Consider the following 16,714-nt stretch of genomic DNA (forward strand, 5'->3'; position numbering starts at 1 on the left):
GGTGGCCCGGAAGCCTTTGTGGATGGCGTCGGTCGATCGCTCGGCAAGCTCGCTTCCGGGGTTGTCGTCGTCGCGGTGGCCGGCGGTCCGGGTGTTGGACGTGGCCGTTGCGGGCGGAGCCGCCGGAGCGGTCGCGGGCAGCCGACGACCGGGCGACGCCCGCACCGACCGAGCCCGACATCGACGACCGCTGGCGCATCCCGGCATCTGGTGCAGCACGGGTCGGGTAAGCGGTGTCGCGCCGTTCGTTGCGGGTGGTCGGACGGGTCGTCGTACTCCGTTACGGAGCTGTTGCCGGCCGGTGTCTTGACGACGCCGGATGTGAGCGTTAACACTGAGGGCCGTCATCGGCCGGAGGTGAGCATGAGCGGTGTGGGCGAAGTCGGCGACCGGTATGTCGTCGGAGTCGACTACGGGACCCTGTCCGGGCGGGCCCTGGTGGTCCGCGTACGCGACGGTGCCGAACTGGGTACGGCGGTGCACGAGTACCGCAACGCCGTCATCGAGTCCGCACTGCCCGACGGCGGCCCGTCCCTGCCACCGGACTGGGCGTTGCAGGACCCGCAGGACTACCGCGACGTGCTGCGTCATGCCGTGCCGGCGGCCGTCGCCGCGGCCGGAGTGGACCCGCGCGACGTCGTCGGCATCGGCATCGACTTCACCGCCTGCACGATCCTGCCGACGCTCGCCGACGGCACTCCACTGTGCGAGGTGCCGGAGCTGCGGCAGCGCCCGCACGCCTGGGTGAAGCTCTGGAAGCACCACGCGGCCCAGCCGCACGCCGACCGGATCAACGCCCTGGCCCACGAACGCGGCGAGCCGTGGATCGGCCGCTACGGCGGCAAGATCTCCGCCGAGTGGCAGTTCGCCAAGGGGCTGCAACTGCTGGAGGAGGACCCGGAGGTCTACCGCCGGGCCGACCGGTTCATCGAGGCCGCCGACTGGATCGTCTGGCAGCTGTGCGGCGTCGAGACCCGCAACGTCTGCACGGCCGGCTACAAGGGCATCATGCAGGACGGCAAGTACCCGTCGACGGACTACCTGACCGCCCTCAACCCCGACTTCGGCGACTTCGTGACCAAGCTCGACGGTCCGCTGATGCCGCTGGCCGACAAGGCCGGCGAGCTGACCGCGGCGGCCGCCGCCTGGACCGGCCTGCCGCAGGGCATCGCGGTGGCCGTCGGCAACGTCGACGCGCACGTCACCGCCGCCTCCGCGCAGGCCCTCGCACCGGGCCGACTGGTCGCGATCATGGGCACCTCCACCTGCCACGTGGTCAACGGCGCCCAGCCGGCCGAGGTGGCCGGGATGTGCGGCGTCGTCGAGGGTGGCATCAGCGCCGGAGCCTGGGGCTACGAGGCCGGTCAGAGCGGGGTCGGCGACATCTTCGGCTGGTTCGTCAAGCACGCCGCCCCGGCCGAGGTCGCCTCGCACGAGCGGCTCACCGAGCTCGCCGCCGCCCAGCCGGTCGGGGCCCACGGCCTGGTCGCGCTGGACTGGTGGAACGGCAACCGGTCGTTGCTGGTCAACCACGACCTCAGTGGAATGATCGTCGGCCTGACCCTGGCCACCCGCCCGGAGGACGTGTACCGGGCGCTGCTGGAGGCGACCGCGTACGGCACCCGGATGATCATCGAGGCGTTCGTCGAGGCGGGGGTGCCCGTCAACGACCTGGTGATCGCCGGCGGGCTCACCTCGAACACGCTGCTGATGCAGATCTACGCCGACGTCACCAACCGGCCGTTGAGCATCATCGGCTCGGCGCAGGGCCCGGCGCTCGGCTCGGCCATCCACGCCGCGGTGGCCGCCGGTGAGTACTCCTCGATCCACGAGGCGTCGCAGGCGATGGGCCGGATCAGCGAGGCGGTCTACCGCCCCGATCCGGACCGGGTACGCGCCTACGACGCGCTCTACGCCGAGTACCGGACGTTGCACGACCACTTCGGTCGCGGCGCCAACGACGTGATGCTGCGCCTGCGGGCGATCCGTAATGCGGCCGCGGGATCGGCCGCGTCGACCAACGAGACCGCGTCGGAGGAGGTGGCATGATCGAGCGTGAGTTGCGCGAGACCGTCGCTCGGCTGCACGGCGAACTGACCCGCTACGGGCTGGTGGCCTGGACGGCCGGGAACGTCTCCGCGCGGGTACCCGGCCGGGACCTGATGATCATCAAGCCGAGCGGTGTCGACTACGACGACCTGTCCGCCGACAACATGGTGCTCTGCGACCTCGACGGCGTACCGGTCGAGGGTGACCTGTCGCCGTCGAGTGACACCGCCGCGCACGCCTACGTCTACCGGGCCATGCCCGAGGTCGGCGGCGTGGTGCACACCCACAGCACGTACGCGACCGCCTGGGCGGCTCGCGGCGAGTCGATCCCCTGCTGGCTGACCGCCCAGGCCGACGAGTTCGGCGGGGAGATCCCGGTGGGTCCGTTCGCGCTGATCGGCGGGGACGACATCGGCAAGGGGATCGTCAGCACGCTGACCGGGCACCGCTCGCCGGCCGTACTGATGCGCAACCACGGGGTCTTCACCATCGGGCGTACCGCTCGGGCCGCGGTCAAGGCCGCGGTGATGTGCGAGGACGTCGCCCGGACCGCGCACCTGGCACGGGCGCTCGGACAGCCGGTGCCGATGGCGCAGGCGGACATCGACGCCCTCTACGACCGCTACCAGAACGTCTACGGCCAACGTCCCGCGCCGGCGACGACCACCTGACCCCGGCCGCGACCCGGCCGGGCCGCGACCGAATTCGTACCACCGTGCACAGGATCCACACCACCAGTACGCCATGCCGCCGGTCTCGGCCGACGGCGTGGAACCCGCACCCCCACCCGAGGAGATCCGATGAGAAACATGCGAATGTCCCTCGCGCCTCGGCGCGCCGTCGCGGCGCTCGCCGCCGTGCTTCTGGCCGGCGGCATGGCAGCCTGCGGCAACAGTGACACCGGAACCGACGAAGGAGGAAGCGGCGACGGCAAGATCGTCATGGGCTTCTCCCAGGTCGGTGCGGAGAGCGGCTGGCGGACGGCCAACACCAACTCCATCAAGGAGGCGGCTGCCGAGGCGGGCATCGAGCTGAAGTTCGACGACGCCCAGCAGAAGCAGGAGAACCAGATCAAGGCCATCCGCAACTACATCCAGCAGAAGGTCGACGTGATCGCCTTCTCGCCGGTCGTGGAGTCGGGCTGGGACACCGTGCTCAAGGAGGCCAAGGACGCCGGCATCCCGGTCATCCTGACCGACCGCGCCGTGGACTCGGCCGACAAGTCGCTGTACAAGACGTTCCTCGGCTCGGACTTCGTCAAGGAAGGCCGGCTGTCGGGCGAGTGGCTGGTCGAGCAGATGAAGAGCGCGACCGGCGACGTGAACATCGTCGAGCTGCAGGGCACCACCGGCTCGGCCCCGGCCAACGACCGCAAGAAGGGCTTCGGCGAGGCGATCGCCGCCGACCCCAAGTTGAAGGTCATCGCCTCCCAGTCGGGTGACTTCACCCGTGCCGGTGGCAAGCAGGTCATGGAGCAGTTCCTCAAGGCCCACCCGAAGATCGACGTGCTCTTCGCGCACAACGACGACATGGGTCTGGGTGCTCTCGAAGCCATCACCGCGGCGGGCAAGGAGCCCGGCAAGGACATCATCATCATCACCATCGACGCGGTGAAGGATGGCATGCAGGCCCTGGCCGACGGCAAGTTCAACTTCATCGCGGAGTGCAGCCCGCTGCTCGGCCCACAGCTGATGGAGCTGGCCAAGAAGGTGCACGCCGGTGAAGAGGTGCCGCCGCGGATCGAGACCGAGGAGACCACCTTCACCCAGGAGCAGGCCAAGGAGGCTCTGCCCAACCGTAAGTACTGATCGATGCCCGGGGTCGCCACACTGATCGTGGCGGCCCCGCCGCGTCGCCCACTTCCCCGACGGACCGGGCGGCCCGACACCTCCGGTGCCCACGTCCGCCCGATCGACCCCCGGGTCGGTCGGGCGGACGTCACCGGACGGCCGTATTCCCCCGAACAGAATCGAACCCAGAAGAAGGCCTGATGGGATGACGGATAGCCGTCCGGTCCTGACGATGACCGGGATCAGTAAGTCCTTTCCTGGAGTGCGCGCACTCCACAACGTCGACTTCCGGCTCTTTCCCGGCGAGGTGCACGCCCTCATGGGCGAGAACGGCGCCGGCAAGTCGACCCTGATCAAGGTGTTGACCGGGGTCTACGGCATCGACGAGGGCACCATCACGCTGGGCGACGAGCAGGTGGCCTTCTCCGGCCCGATGCAGGCGTCCGCTGCCGGCGTGAGCACGGTCTACCAGGAGGTCAACCTCTGCCCCAACCTCTCCGTGGCGGAGAACATCTTCATCGGCCGGGAGCCCCGACTCTTCGGTGCCGTCCGCTGGGGTGAGGTACGCCGTCGCGCCCGCAAACTGTTGACCCGTCTCGACCTCGACATCGACGTCACCGCGCCGGTGGCCAGCTACTCCCTGGCGGTCCAGCAGATGGTCGCCATCGCCCGCGCGATCGACGTGCAGGCGCGGGTACTGATCCTCGACGAGCCGACCTCCAGCCTGGACGCCGGTGAGGTGGCGCAGCTGTTCCGCGTCATGCGCCAGTTGCGCGACGAGGGAATCGCGATCCTCTTCGTGACCCACTTCCTCGACCAGGTCTACGGCATCGCCGACCGGATCACCGTGCTGCGCAACGGCACCCTGGTCGGTGAGTACCCGATCGCGGAGCTGCCGCAGCTCGCCCTGGTCGAGAAGATGATCGGCAAGGAACTCGACGTCCTGGAACGGCTGGAGGAGCAGCCCCGGCGGGAGCTCGCGGCCCTGGAGGGCGGCACCCCGTTCGTGGCGGTCTCCGAGCTGGGTCGCAAGGGCGCGATCGCCCCGTTCAGCCTGACCATCCACGCCGGTGAGGTGGTCGGCCTGGCCGGCCTGCTCGGCTCGGGGCGTACCGAGGCGGCGCGGTTGTTCTTCGGCGCGGACCGCGCCGATCGGGGCGAGGTCGCGGTGAACGGCAAACCGACGAGCCTGCGCAACCCGGTCCAGGCCATCGAGTACGGCATCGGGTTCTGTTCGGAGAACCGCCGCGCGGAGGGGATCATCCCCGACCTGTCCGTCCGGGAGAACATGATCCTGGCGATGCAGGCGGCCCGGGGCTGGCTCCGCCCGATCCCACGCCGACGCCAGGACGAGCTGGTCGAGCAGTACATCAAGGCGCTGAGCATCCGACCCGCCAACCCGGACGTGCCGGTGCGTAACCTGTCCGGCGGCAACCAGCAGAAGGTGCTGCTGGCCCGCTGGCTGATCACCGAGCCTCGCCTGCTCATCCTGGACGAGCCGACCCGCGGCATCGACATCGGCGCCAAGGCCGAGATCCAGAAGCTCGTCGTGCAGTTGTCCGACGGCGGCATGGCCGTGCTGTTCATCTCCGCCGAGCTGGAGGAGGTGCTGCGGCTCAGCCACAAGGTTGCGGTGATGCGCGACCGGGAGATGGTGGCGCAGCTCGACAACGACGACACTGTGGACGCCGAGCGCGTGATGCAGACCATCGCCAGCGGATCGACGAGGAAGGAGGCGAGCCAGTGAACGAGCGTCTCAGGTCGATGGCGAGCCACCGGCTGTTCTGGCCGGTGGCGGTCCTCGTGGTGATGCTGGCGGTGAACACGATCTACCGTCCCGGCTTCCTGGCCGTCGAGGTGAACAACGGGCATCTCTACGGCACCCCGATCGACATCCTCCGGTTGAGCGCCCCGCTGATCCTGGTCGGGCTGGGCATGACCCTGGTCATCTCCACCGGCGGTATCGATTTGTCGGTCGGTTCGATCTGCGCCATCAGCGGCGCCATCGCCTGTCTGCACATCAGTCAGGCACCGGACCAGAACAGCCTGGTCACCGTCTTCACCGCGTTGGCCATGGCGCTCGGCGCCGCACTCGTGCTCGGCGCGTGGAACGGTGTGCTCGTCTCCGTGATCGGCATCCAGCCGATCATCGCCACGCTGATCCTCATGGTGGCGGGCCGGGGCCTGGCCCAGCTGGTCACCGAGGGACAGATCATCACCATCAACTCGGGGCCGTACCGGGCGATCGGGCTGGGGCACCTGCTGACCCTGCCGCTGGCGATCTTCATCGCGCTGGGCGCGGCCCTGCTCGTCGCGGCGCTGACCCGCCGTACCGCCCTCGGCATGATCATCGAGTCGGTGGGTGGCAACCGCGAGGCCAGCCGGCTGGCCGGCATCCGGTCGGCCCGGATGGTCTTCCTCGTCTACGTGGTCAGCGCGGCATGTGCGGCCGTCGCCGGCTTCATGATGACCGCCAACGTCTCCAGCGCCGACGGCAACAACGCCGGCCTCTGGGTCGAGCTGGACGCGATCCTCGCGGTCGTCATCGGCGGCACGTCGCTGGCCGGTGGCCGGTTCTATCTCAGCGGCACCATCCTCGGCGCGCTGATCATCCAGACCCTCACCACGACGGTGTACGCCATGAACATCTCCCCCCAGACGGCCCTGCTGTTCAAGGCGGTGGTCGTCATCGCGGTCTGCCTCATCCAGGCACCGGAGTTCCGGGCCAAGCTCGGTCGGCGCAGGCGCGGTGGACCACCCTCGCCGACCTCGGCCCCGCAGCCGCAGAAGGAAGAGGTGACGGCGTGACCACGACCTCGCTGACCACCGGCCCGCGGTGGGCCCGGCTGCCCCGGCGTCACGTGCCGGTGCTTGTCACCCTCGCCCTGCTGCTGGTCATGTACGGCATCGGTGTGTCCCAGTATCGCGCCTTCTCCAACATCCAGGTCATCTTCAACGTCTTCATCGACAACGGCTTCCTGCTCGTGGTCGCGGTCGGGATGACCTTCGTGATCCTCACCGGCGGCATCGACCTGTCGGTCGGCTCGGTGGTCGCGATGACGGCGATGGTCTCGGCCTGGTTGCTCGAATCCGGTCTGCCGGCGTTGCCGGTGCTGATCATCGCGCTGCTCATCGGGCCGACCCTCGGCTTCCTGATGGGCTGTGCGATCCACTTCTTCGACATCCAGCCGTTCATCGTGACACTCGCCGGGATGTTCTTCGCCCGGGGCATGTGCACGTTCATCAGTGACTCGTCGATCCGGATCACCGACGGCTTCTGGACCACGATGGCGCAGTACCGGATCGGCGATCCCCGCGGCAACTTCGTCTCGGTCAGCGTCCTGATCGCCTTCGCGGTCGTGCTGATCGCCGCGTACGTGCTGGCGTACACCCGCTTGGGGCGCAACGTGTACGCGATCGGCGGCAACCCGCAGTCGGCGCTGTTGATGGGCCTGCCGGTGGGCCGTACCCGGATCGCGGTCTACACGATCAGCGGGCTCTGCTCGGCGATCGGCGGGATCCTGCTGTCGTTCTACACCCTGTCCGGCGCGCCGCTGATCGCGGTGGGCATGGAACTCGACGTGATCGCGGCGGTGGTGATCGGTGGCACCGTCCTGACCGGTGGATCGGGCTACGTGTTCGGCACGGTGCTCGGTGTGCTGGTGCTCGGCGTGATCCAGACTCTGATCACCTTCGACGGCAGCCTCAACTCCTGGTGGACCAAGATCGTGATCGGAGGCCTGCTCTTCGCGTTCATCCTGTTCCAGCGCCTCATCGGCATCCGCTACAAGTGACCGCCCCTCTCGCGGAAGGCAACTCCCATGGCAGCACAACCTGAACCCGAGGTCTGGTTCCTCACCGGAAGCCAGGCGATGTACGGCGAGGACACCCTCCGGCAGGTGGCCGAGCAGTCCCGTCAGATCGCCGCCCTGCTCGACGACTCGCCGCACATCCCCGCCCGGGTGGTCTGGAAGCCGGTCCTGACCACAAGCGCCGACATCCTGAAGGTCTGTCAGGACGCCAGCGTGCAGGGGGCGGTCGGGGTCATCGCCTGGATGCACACCTTCTCGCCGGCGAAGATGTGGATCACCGGCTTGGACGCGCTGCGTACGCCGTTGCTGCACCTGCACACGCAGGCAAACGTTCAGCTGCCATGGCACGAGATCGACATGGACTTCATGAACCTCAACCAGGCCGCCCACGGCGATCGGGAGTTCGGGTTCATCCAGACCCGCCTGGGGGTGGCCCGCAAGACGGTCGCCGGGCACGTCACCGACCCGCGGGTGGTCTCTCGCGTCGGCGCCTGGACCCGGGCCGCGATCGGCTGGTCGGCGATGCGTTCGCTGCGCCTGGCCCGCTTCGGCGACAACATGCGCGACGTCGCGGTGACCGAGGGCGACAAGGTGGAGGCGGAGCTGCGCTTCGGCGTCTCGGTCAACACCTATGGCGTCAACGACCTGGTCACGGCCGTCGACGAGGTCGCCGAGGCGCAGATCGACGACCTGGTCAAGGAGTACGACGACACCTTCCGGGTCGCCGCCGAGCTGCGTCCCGGCGGTGACCGGCACGACTCGCTGCGCTACGCCGCCCGCATCGAGCTCGGTCTGCGTACCTTCCTGGACGCCGGTGGCTTCCGCGCCTTCACCACGAACTTCGAGGACCTCGGCGGACTGCGGCAACTGCCCGGCATCGCGGTGCAGCGGCTGATGGCCGACGGGTACGGCTTCGGCGGCGAGGGCGACTGGAAGACCTCGGTGCTGGTGCACACCGTCAAGGCGATGGCGGTCGGGGCCGAGGGCGGCACCTCCTTCATGGAGGACTACACCTACGACCTCACGCCGGGCCAGGAGCTGATCCTCGGCGCGCACATGCTGGAGGTGTGCCCGACGATCGCCTCAGGCGTGCCGAACGTCGAGATCCACCCGCTGAGCATCGGTGGCCGGGAGGACCCGGTCCGGCTGGTCTTCGACGCCGCACCCGGCCCGGCGGTGGTGCTCGGCCTGGCCGACATGGGGGAGCGGTTCCGGCTGGTCGCCAACGAGGTCGACGTGGTGGCGCCGCCGCAGCCGCTGCCCAAGCTCCCGGTGGCCCGGGCCGTCTGGCAGCCCCGCCCGAGCCTGGCCGGCTCTGCCGAGGCGTGGATCACCGCGGGCGCGCCGCACCACACCGTGCTGTCCCAGGGCGTCGGGGTGGAGGAGCTGCACGATCTGGCCGAGATGGCCCGTACCGAACTGGTCGTCATCGACGCGGACACCGAGCCGCGCCGCTTCGCCAACGAACTGCGCTGGAACCAGGCGTACTACCGGCTCGCCCGGGGCTTCTGAGCACGACCCTCTCGGCGTGACGGGCGCGCCGCCCGTCACGCCGAGACGGCAGCGCGCGCTTTCGCGGCTGCCTCGCCCCGGCCGACCCGCCACCCACCGGCCGGGGCACCGCCCTGCCGGTGGCGGGTCCTCACCTTCGCCTCCGCCGCCCGATCGCGCTGCGGATGTTACGTCTTGACTAACGTCGTGTTATCGCTCACAGTCGATAGTGAAGACGGACGATATCTGTGGCTGTCCGGGCCGCTTCGCGTCTCTCCCAGTAAATGATCTCTTGTCGTCCTTTGGGCACGGGATGGCATGTTAGCGATCACATGACTGGTCTGAGATCACCACGACGCTCGCCGCAGTGGAGACCGTCCCGCTCAGATGGCTCGTCATTGCTGAAGGAGGATCATGGTTGCCATTGGCGAGGTCTCAGGACCCGCGCCGCGTAGGCGTGGGTGGTGGTCGCGGATGTGGGCCGCGGTGGCGGCGGCGGTGATGGTCGGCGGCACGCTGGTGGCGGTGGCCGCCACGCCGGCCTCGGCCGCGACGGTCGACACCAACGCGTGGTACGTGCTGGTCAACCGCAACAGCGGCAAGGCGCTCGACGTGTACAACCTGGCGACCAACGACGGCGCGCGGATCACCCAGTGGTCGCGTAACGACGGGAACCAGCAGCAGTGGCAGTTCGTCGACTCCGGCGGTGGCTACTACCGGCTCAAGTCGCGGCTGTCGGGCAAGGTGCTCGACGTCTACAACTTCTCCACCGCCAACGGTGCCTCGATCGTGCAGTGGTCCGACCACAACGGGACCAACCAGCAGTTCCGGTTGGCCGACTCGGCCGGTGGCTACGTACGGCTGATCAACCGGAACTCGAACCGGGTGATGGAGGTGCAGAACGCCTCGACCGCCGACGGCGGCAACATCGTCCAGTACGACGACTGGAACGGTGCCAACCAGCAGTGGCAGCTGGTCCGGGTCGGCGACGGGCCCACCCCCGGGCCGACGACCCCGCCGCCCACCGGTGGCAACTTCACCAACCCGGTGGTCTGGCAGGACTTCGCCGACGTCGAGGTGATCCGGGTCGGCGACGTCTACTACATGACCGCCTCGACGATGCACTACTCGCCCGGCGCGCCGATCCTGCGCTCCTGGGACCTGGTGAACTGGGAGTTCGCCGGGCACTCCGTGCCCCGACTGGACTTCGGCACCAAGTACGACCTGCCCCCCGGGCAACAGGCGTACGTGGAGGGCATCTGGGCGTCGACCCTGAGCTACCGGCCGAGCAACCAGACGTACTACTGGGCCGGGTGCATCAACTTTGCCCAGACCCACATCTACACCGCCAAGGCCGTCGACGGCACCTGGACCCGGCACGCCACCCTGCCCTGCTACTACGACGCCGGCATGCTCATCGACGACAACGACACGATGTACGTCGCGTACGGCAACGGCACGATCAGCGTCGCGCAGCTCTCCGCCGACGGGCGCAGCCAGGTACGGGCCCAGCAGGTCTACCAGACGCCGTCGAGCATCGGCACCCTGGAAGGGGCGCGGTTCTACAAGCGCAACGGCGCCTACTACATCTGGCTGACCCGCCCCGCCAACGGCCAGTACGTGCTGAAGTCCACGAACGGACCCTTCGGCCCGTACGAGCAGCGGCAGGTGCTGCTCAACATGCAGGGTCCGATCTCCGGCGGTGGCGTGCCCCACCAGGGCGGCCTGGTGCAGACCCCGAACGGCGCCTGGTACTACATGGCCTTCACCGACGCGTACCCGGGCGGGCGGGTGCCGACCCTGGCCCCGATCACCTGGACCGCCGACGGCTGGCCGCAGGTGCAGACGGTCAACGGCGCCTGGGGCGTGAACTACCCCAACCCGCTGCCGCTGCGTCCGGTCAAGCCGCTCACCGGCGTGGACACCTTCGCCGGCACCACCCTCGGCCCGCAGTGGGAGTGGAACCACAACCCGGACAACAGCCGCTGGTCGGTGAACAACGGCCTGCGTCTGCAGACCGCCTCGGTCACCAACGACCTCTACCAGGCCCGGAACACGGTCACCCACCGCATCCAGGGGCCGACCTCCACGGCGACCGTCGAGCTGGACTACTCGACGATGCGCGACGGCGACCGGACCGGTCTGGCCATGCTGCGCGACGTCTCGGCCTGGATCGGGGTACGGCGTGACAACGGGCAGACCCGGGTGGTCATGACCAACGGGCTGAACATGAACAGCAACTGGGACACCACCAGCACCGGCAGCGAGATCGCCAGCGCGGCGGTGTCCGGCGGGCGGATCTGGCTGCGGGCCAACGCCGACATCAGGCCCGGCTCCGGCCGGCAGGCCCGCTTCTCGTACAGCACCGACGGGGTCAACTTCGTCTCGTTGGGCAATGCCCTGACCCTCAACAACAACTGGACGTTCTTCATGGGGTACCGGTTCGCCATCTTCAACCACGCCACCCAGGCACTGGGCGGCGCGGTGACCGTGCGACGCTTCGAGCTGGCGACGCCCTGACCTCGATCGTCAGGCGGCTCTCGAAGTGGGTCCGGCGTTCTCCTCCGGCAACGCCGACCACCGGGAACGAGGTCACCAGCCACCGGTGACCGGCGGGTGGCGCCCAGGCATGGGCGCCACCCGCACCACGCGCCGATCCGCAGTTTCGCGGAATCGCGGCCCCGTGATCGCCGCGTGGCGAAAAGCGCGGAGCAGCGACTTCGAATCACCCTTTAGCCGATCGGTGCGGTCGGAAAGACGGACATCCGTCAATCCGTGACTGGCCTGTCGGCGTATGACGTCGTCGCTGTCGTAGACTGTGCGTGATCTAGCGAAAAGCCACCCCGGCTGGCACGGGCCGGCGTGGGCGTCGCGAGAGGGATCGTGAATCTGAGCCGCTCCGGTCAGTGTCGACGGGTCGCGGCGACCCACGGGCATGCGGGAGTGTGAGATGGCCGTACGCGATCCTGCGATGACGGACGTGGCTCGCCTCGCTGGCGTCTCCCACCAGACGGTTTCGCGAGTGCTCAACGGCCACCCGAACGTGCGGGAACAGACCCGGCTGCGGGTCCAGGCGGCAATAGCCGAGCTGGGCTACCGGCCGAACCGGGCGGCGCGTGCGCTGGTCACCGGTCGCTCTCAGGTGATCGGCGTGGTCGCGCAGAACACCACCCTCTACGGGCCGGCGTCACTGCTGGCCGCCTTGGAACAGACCGCCGCGGAGTCCGGCTTCGCGGTCAGTGTGGGCAGTGTCCGCGACCTCGATCACCGGTCCATCTCGGCGGTCGTCGAACGGCACCTGGCCCACCGGGTCGCCGGCATCGTGGTGATCGCACCGGTGGAGTCGGCCGGTGAGGCGCTGGAGCGGCTGCCCAACGACGTACCGTTGGTCACCGTCGACGGTGATCCGCGCCGACCGATGCCGCTGGTGACTGTCGACCAGGCAGCCGGTGCCCGAGCCGCGACCCAGCATCTGCTCGACGCCGGGCACCGTACGGTCTGGCACGTCTCCGGGCCGTCCGACTGGTTCGACAGCGCGGGCCGCATCGAGGGCTGGCGGAGCGCCCTGCTCTCGGCGGGCGTCGAGATCCCGCCGCTGGTGCCGGCGGACTGGTCGGCGGCGGCCGGCTACCGGTGCGGGCAGATGCTCGCCCGGATGCCCGACGTGACAGCGGTCTTCACCGCCAACGACCATCTCGCGCTCGGGGTGCTGCGCGCCCTGCACGAGCACGGCCGACGGGTGCCGGACGACATAAGCGTGGTCGGCTTCGACGACGTGCCGGAAGCGGCCTACTTCATCCCACCGCTGACCACCGTCCGACCGGACTTCGTCGCGGTGGCGCGGGCCAGCCTGGAGATGCTGCTGGCGCAGATCGAGACCGACAGCGGCGGTGCCCTCCGCGAAACCATCGCCCCCTCCCTCGTATCCCGCCAATCCGTAGGCCCCCCACCCCACCGCTAACCCGACCCCTGCCCCCGGCCCCCGCTCAAAGTGGTGATCAAGAGGTTTCGGTCAGAATCAGCTCGACACCTGACCAAAACCTCTTGATCACCCACCCCGCCGCGCCCCCGGCTCAACCCGACCCCGGCCGGTCTGGTCGGGGAGCGCGTGGAATCAGACCGAAACGTCTTGATCAACGGGGTGGGGCGGGTGGGGGAGTGTGGGGTTGGCTGGGGTGGTGTCGGCCCGGACAGGTCTCGGTCGGCGGGTGGCGGGAGTGGTTGCGTCCCGCAGCGCCCTGGCAGACGGTGACCTCGAAAAGGAGTGTGCCCTTACTCCTGGGCAGAAGTTAGCATGTTATCGATAACACCATCAAGAGTGTCGATGGATTGACGACTGCGGGGTCGTGCCTGCTGAGGGAACGGTTGCCGAAGACGCGTGTGCGGCCCGAGCGGAGGCCCGGGCCGCACGCGGCGCTATGCGATCAGCGTCGGCCGTCAGCGATCAGCCGATCAGCGGTGGTGGTCAGATGAAGCGCCAGTGGTGGTCGTTGGCGCCGTTGTCGTCCCAGATGACGATCTGGGTGCCCTGGCTCGACGAGGCGCCGAGTACGCCGAGCACCCGTCCGCCGTTGGCCGACTGGATCCGGAAGTAGCCGCCTCCGCCGTACCGCAGCCGCCACCGGTTGGCGGACGAGCCGTTGTCGGCCCACTGGACCACCCGGGCGCCGGCGGCGCTGCTGCCGTTCTCCACGCCCAGCACCTTGCCGCTGTTGGAGTTGCGCAGCCGCAGGTAGCCGCCGCTGTCCACGATCGCGGTCCAGAGGTGGTCGGCGGTGCCGGTGTCACCCCACTGGATCACCAGGCCGCCGTCGGCGGTGGACATGTTCTGCACACCGAGGACCAGGCCGGTGGCCAGGTTCTGGATCCGGCGGGCACCGTTGGGGACGAATCGCCACTGGTTGTCCGGCGTACCGTTGTCCGGGTCCTGGACCACCCGCGCGCCCTGCGCGGTCGAGCCGCTCAGAACGGCCAGCAGCTTGCCGCTGTTGCCGTTGCGGATCTTGTGTGAGCCGTCGCCGGCGTCCACGATCGTCCAGCGGTGGTCGGCGGTGCCGGTGTCCGACCATTGCAGGACCTGCGCGTTGTCGGCGGTGGACATGTTCTGCACGCCGAGCACCTTGCCGCTGTTGGCGTTGCGGAACCGCACCACGCTGCCGTCGACGATCAGCTGCCAGTCGTGGTCGGCGGTGCCGTTGTCGGCCCACTGCAACGCCGGTGCGCCGTCGGCGGTGGACATGTTCTCGATCCCGAGCACCAGCCCGCTGGCGGCGTTGACCAGCCGGAACGTGGCCTGCGCCGGGCCGGAGGAGCCGCCGCTGCTCCAGTAGACGGTGTAGTTGTGCCCGTGCGCGTCGTAGAACGGGAGCAGGTTGACCTGCGTGTTGTTGGCGGTGGCGGTGAAGGTGAGCGCCGTGCTGCTGGTGCGGGTGACCGAGGCGGTGGCCAGTGCGGGCAGCGCCGACAGGGCGGTGTTGCCGTAGTTGCCGGAGAGCACCGCCGGGCCGTAGGTGAGCGCGACCACGCTCGGGTTGTCGTTCGTCGGCTCCACGACGACCCGCATCGGCAGCCGTACGGTCACCGTGTCGCCGGAGGTCCAGGTGCGGGTGAGAGAGGCGTACGTGCCGGGCGTGGTGGCGATGTTCTGCACGGTGCCGTTGACGCTGACGGTGGCGTCCTGTGTCCAGGCGGGGATGCGGATGCGCATCGTCCACGAGCCGTCCACGGTGCCGGTGACGGTGAGCGTGCTGGTGTCGCTGGCCGGGTAGCTGGTCGACTGGGTGACGGTGATGCCGCGCTGCGACCAGTTCAGTACCGACGGCATGAACAGGTTCACCGTCAGCGTGCTGCCGTTGTGGAAGTAGATCGAGTCCATCAGGGTGGTGTTGTTCTCCAGGCCGGTGCCCTGACAGCACCAGAAGGAGTTGTAGTCCGTACTCCAGGTGCCGCCACCCCAGGCCGGTCCCACGCCGCGCCGTCCGCCCGGTTGCAGCGGGGTGAAGTAGGTGATGTGGCCGTGGTTGTCGGCCGGGTTCTGTGCGCCGATCAGGTGGTTGAGCAGGGCGCGCTCGTAGAAGTCGAAGTAGGCGACCCGGTTCGGGTCGAGCAGCCACAGCTCGCGGGTCAGCTTGAGCATGTTGTACGTGTTGCAGTGTTCGCAGGTGTCGTTGCGCAGATACCCGGAGATGGCGTTCGGGGCCCGGAAGTGTTCGGCCTGGCTGTTGCCGCCGATGGCGTACGTGCGGGTGTTGACGGTCAGGTTCCAGGCGTTGCTGGCGATGTCGCGGTACCGGGTGGTGCCGGTGGCTTTGAACTCGCGGGCCGCGCCGATCCACTTGGGGATCTGGGTGTTGGCGTGCAGCCCGTTGAGCTGGTCCTGATTCGCCGCGAGGGGGTTGAACACGGCCGCGTGGTCGAAGCGCTGGGCGACGGTCAGCCAGCGGGCGTCACCGGTCTGCTGGTACAGGTCGGTCAGCACCGCGTTCATGCCGCCGAACTCGGTGCCGAGCATGGCCTGCATCTGTGCGGAGCTGAGCCGGCCGGTACGCCAGTCGACCCACCCGGCCAACGCCAGCAGCACGTCTCGGGCCTGGTTGTTGCCGATGTGCCGCCACACGTCGAGCAGGCCGACGAGGGTCTTGTGGATGGTGTAGTACGGCACGTTGCCGTTGTTGAGGGTACGGGCCTCCACGGCGGTGAAGTCCGACTCGGGGTAGCCGCAGAGGTAGCCGGGGTTGAAGCCGGCGGCGGCGTTGTTGGCCTGACACTTCGCCAGCTCGGCCACCATGTAGTTGGCCTTGTCCCGGCAGGTGGTGTCGCCGAGCACGGCCCACATGTGCGACCAGGCGGTCAGGAAGTGCCCCTGGGAGTGGGTGCGGAACGGGAAGGTGGGTGCCTCCCAACCACCGAGCGCCGTGGCCCCGGCGGTGGACAGCCGGTGGTTGGCGCGGAAGTTGTAGAGCAGCCGGTTGACGTCGACGAAGCGCAGGTAGTTCAGGGTGCGGTTCTGGTTGTCCAGCCAGCGGCTGGCGGTCAGTCGCACCTGACCCATGTCGAAGGCGTACGCGGCGACACCGAGATCGGGTCGCACCGGCGGGATCGCCGCGCTGGCGGTGCCGCCACGCAGGACGGGACCGACGGCGGTGGCGAGGGCAGCCGCGCCGGCGGCCTGAAGTATGTGTCGACGGTTGAGGGACGGGTAGGGCATCGCGGCCTCCCTGGTTGCGGGTGAGGGGTGCGGCATGTACGGGAACCGGGGCGGGCCGAATCTCGGCGTCACCCCGGGCCGGTGGACCGTTACGAGGTGACCCGGAAGGTGGCGGCCGAGGCGGATCGTGGGCGGATCGCCAGGCCGGTTGCGGTGAGTCCGGCGCTGGCTATCGCGCCCGGGGTGAATGCTCGTCGGCGCAACGCCATGGGGGTGGACCTTTCTGGTGGTGGGACGGGGGTGTGACTCCGGTACGCCAAGTGCTGGGCGGGCCGTGAGCCCCGGGGGGACGAAGCCCAGGGAACGGCCGGCGGGCAGGAGGTGTCGCTGCGGTAGGTGGTGGGGCTCGGCGGGGCGTCGGAGAC

General features: G+C 69.0%; 10 protein-coding genes. 9 read left to right on the forward strand and 1 reads right to left on the reverse strand.

The features are described from left to right. Positions 1-363 precede the first annotated feature (363 nt). From araB to EG812_RS16820, 9 genes are all read left to right on the forward strand, one after another. A complete protein-coding gene (araB, locus tag EG812_RS16780) occupies positions 364-2,049 on the forward strand; it encodes a ribulokinase (protein WP_126712088.1) in 1,686 nt (561 codons plus the stop codon). Then, positions 2,046-2,720: an L-ribulose-5-phosphate 4-epimerase gene (locus EG812_RS16785; protein ID WP_013733666.1), complete on the forward strand. Its 675-nt coding sequence runs from the start codon at positions 2,046-2,048 to the stop codon at positions 2,718-2,720. Before araB ends, EG812_RS16785 begins: the two co-directional genes overlap by 4 nt. Positions 2,721-2,849: 129 nt before the next feature. Next, positions 2,850-3,857, forward strand: a complete 1,008-nt coding sequence (locus tag EG812_RS16790) for an ABC transporter substrate-binding protein (RefSeq protein WP_198408907.1) — start codon at positions 2,850-2,852, stop codon at positions 3,855-3,857. A 187-nt stretch (positions 3,858-4,044) separates the two neighbouring features. Beyond that, positions 4,045-5,586 (forward strand): sugar ABC transporter ATP-binding protein, encoded by a 1,542-nt coding sequence (locus tag EG812_RS16795; RefSeq protein WP_043720744.1) that lies wholly within the window; start codon positions 4,045-4,047, stop codon positions 5,584-5,586. A 17-nt stretch (positions 5,587-5,603) separates the two neighbouring features. After that, positions 5,604-6,647 carry an ABC transporter permease gene (locus tag EG812_RS16800; protein ID WP_126712156.1) on the forward strand — a complete coding sequence of 348 codons (1,044 nt, stop codon included), beginning with the start codon at positions 5,604-5,606 and terminating at the stop codon, positions 6,645-6,647. Further along, a complete protein-coding gene (yjfF, locus tag EG812_RS16805; RefSeq protein ID WP_013733670.1) occupies positions 6,644-7,633 on the forward strand; it encodes a galactofuranose ABC transporter, permease protein YjfF in 990 nt (329 codons plus the stop codon). Before EG812_RS16800 ends, yjfF begins: the two co-directional genes overlap by 4 nt. 27 nt (positions 7,634-7,660) lie before the next feature. Further along, positions 7,661-9,163: an L-arabinose isomerase gene (araA, locus tag EG812_RS16810; protein ID WP_126712089.1), complete on the forward strand. Its 1,503-nt coding sequence runs from the start codon at positions 7,661-7,663 to the stop codon at positions 9,161-9,163. Positions 9,164-9,616: 453 nt separating this feature from the next. Continuing rightward, positions 9,617-11,662 (forward strand): family 43 glycosylhydrolase, encoded by a 2,046-nt coding sequence (locus tag EG812_RS16815; RefSeq protein ID WP_013733672.1) that lies wholly within the window; start codon positions 9,617-9,619, stop codon positions 11,660-11,662. A gap of 451 nt (positions 11,663-12,113) precedes the next feature. Continuing rightward, complete coding sequence (locus EG812_RS16820; RefSeq protein WP_193386257.1) at positions 12,114-13,103, forward strand: LacI family DNA-binding transcriptional regulator; 990 nt, start codon at positions 12,114-12,116, stop codon at positions 13,101-13,103. 504 nt (positions 13,104-13,607) lie between these two features. On the opposite strand, the gene EG812_RS16825 is transcribed toward EG812_RS16820, so the two are convergent. Beyond that, a complete protein-coding gene (locus tag EG812_RS16825) occupies positions 13,608-16,349 on the reverse strand; it encodes a beta-L-arabinofuranosidase domain-containing protein (RefSeq protein WP_126712090.1) in 2,742 nt (913 codons plus the stop codon). Positions 16,350-16,714 lie beyond the last annotated feature (365 nt).

It is taken from the genome of Verrucosispora sp. FIM060022, assembly GCF_003977705.1.
In the GTDB taxonomy this organism is placed as follows: Bacteria; Actinomycetota; Actinomycetes; order Mycobacteriales; family Micromonosporaceae; genus Micromonospora; species Micromonospora gifhornensis.

Bases quoted from the DNA above. Each gene is read 5' to 3' on its own strand.
- araB (WP_126712088.1), top strand. From the start codon at position 364: ATGAGCGGTGTGGGCGAAGTCGGCGACCGGTATGTCGTCGGAGTCGAC.
- EG812_RS16785 (WP_013733666.1), top strand. From the start codon at position 2,046: ATGATCGAGCGTGAGTTGCGCGAGACCGTCGCTCGGCTGCACGGCGAA.
- EG812_RS16790 (WP_198408907.1), top strand. From the start codon at position 2,850: ATGAGAAACATGCGAATGTCCCTCGCGCCTCGGCGCGCCGTCGCGGCG.
- EG812_RS16795 (WP_043720744.1), top strand. From the start codon at position 4,045: ATGACGGATAGCCGTCCGGTCCTGACGATGACCGGGATCAGTAAGTCC.
- EG812_RS16800 (WP_126712156.1), top strand. From the start codon at position 5,604: ATGGCGAGCCACCGGCTGTTCTGGCCGGTGGCGGTCCTCGTGGTGATG.
- araA (WP_126712089.1), top strand. From the start codon at position 7,661: ATGGCAGCACAACCTGAACCCGAGGTCTGGTTCCTCACCGGAAGCCAG.
- EG812_RS16815 (WP_013733672.1), top strand. From the start codon at position 9,617: ATGTGGGCCGCGGTGGCGGCGGCGGTGATGGTCGGCGGCACGCTGGTG.
- EG812_RS16820 (WP_193386257.1), top strand. From the start codon at position 12,114: ATGACGGACGTGGCTCGCCTCGCTGGCGTCTCCCACCAGACGGTTTCG.
- EG812_RS16825 (WP_126712090.1), bottom strand. From the start codon at position 16,349: ATGCCCTACCCGTCCCTCAACCGTCGACACATACTTCAGGCCGCCGGC.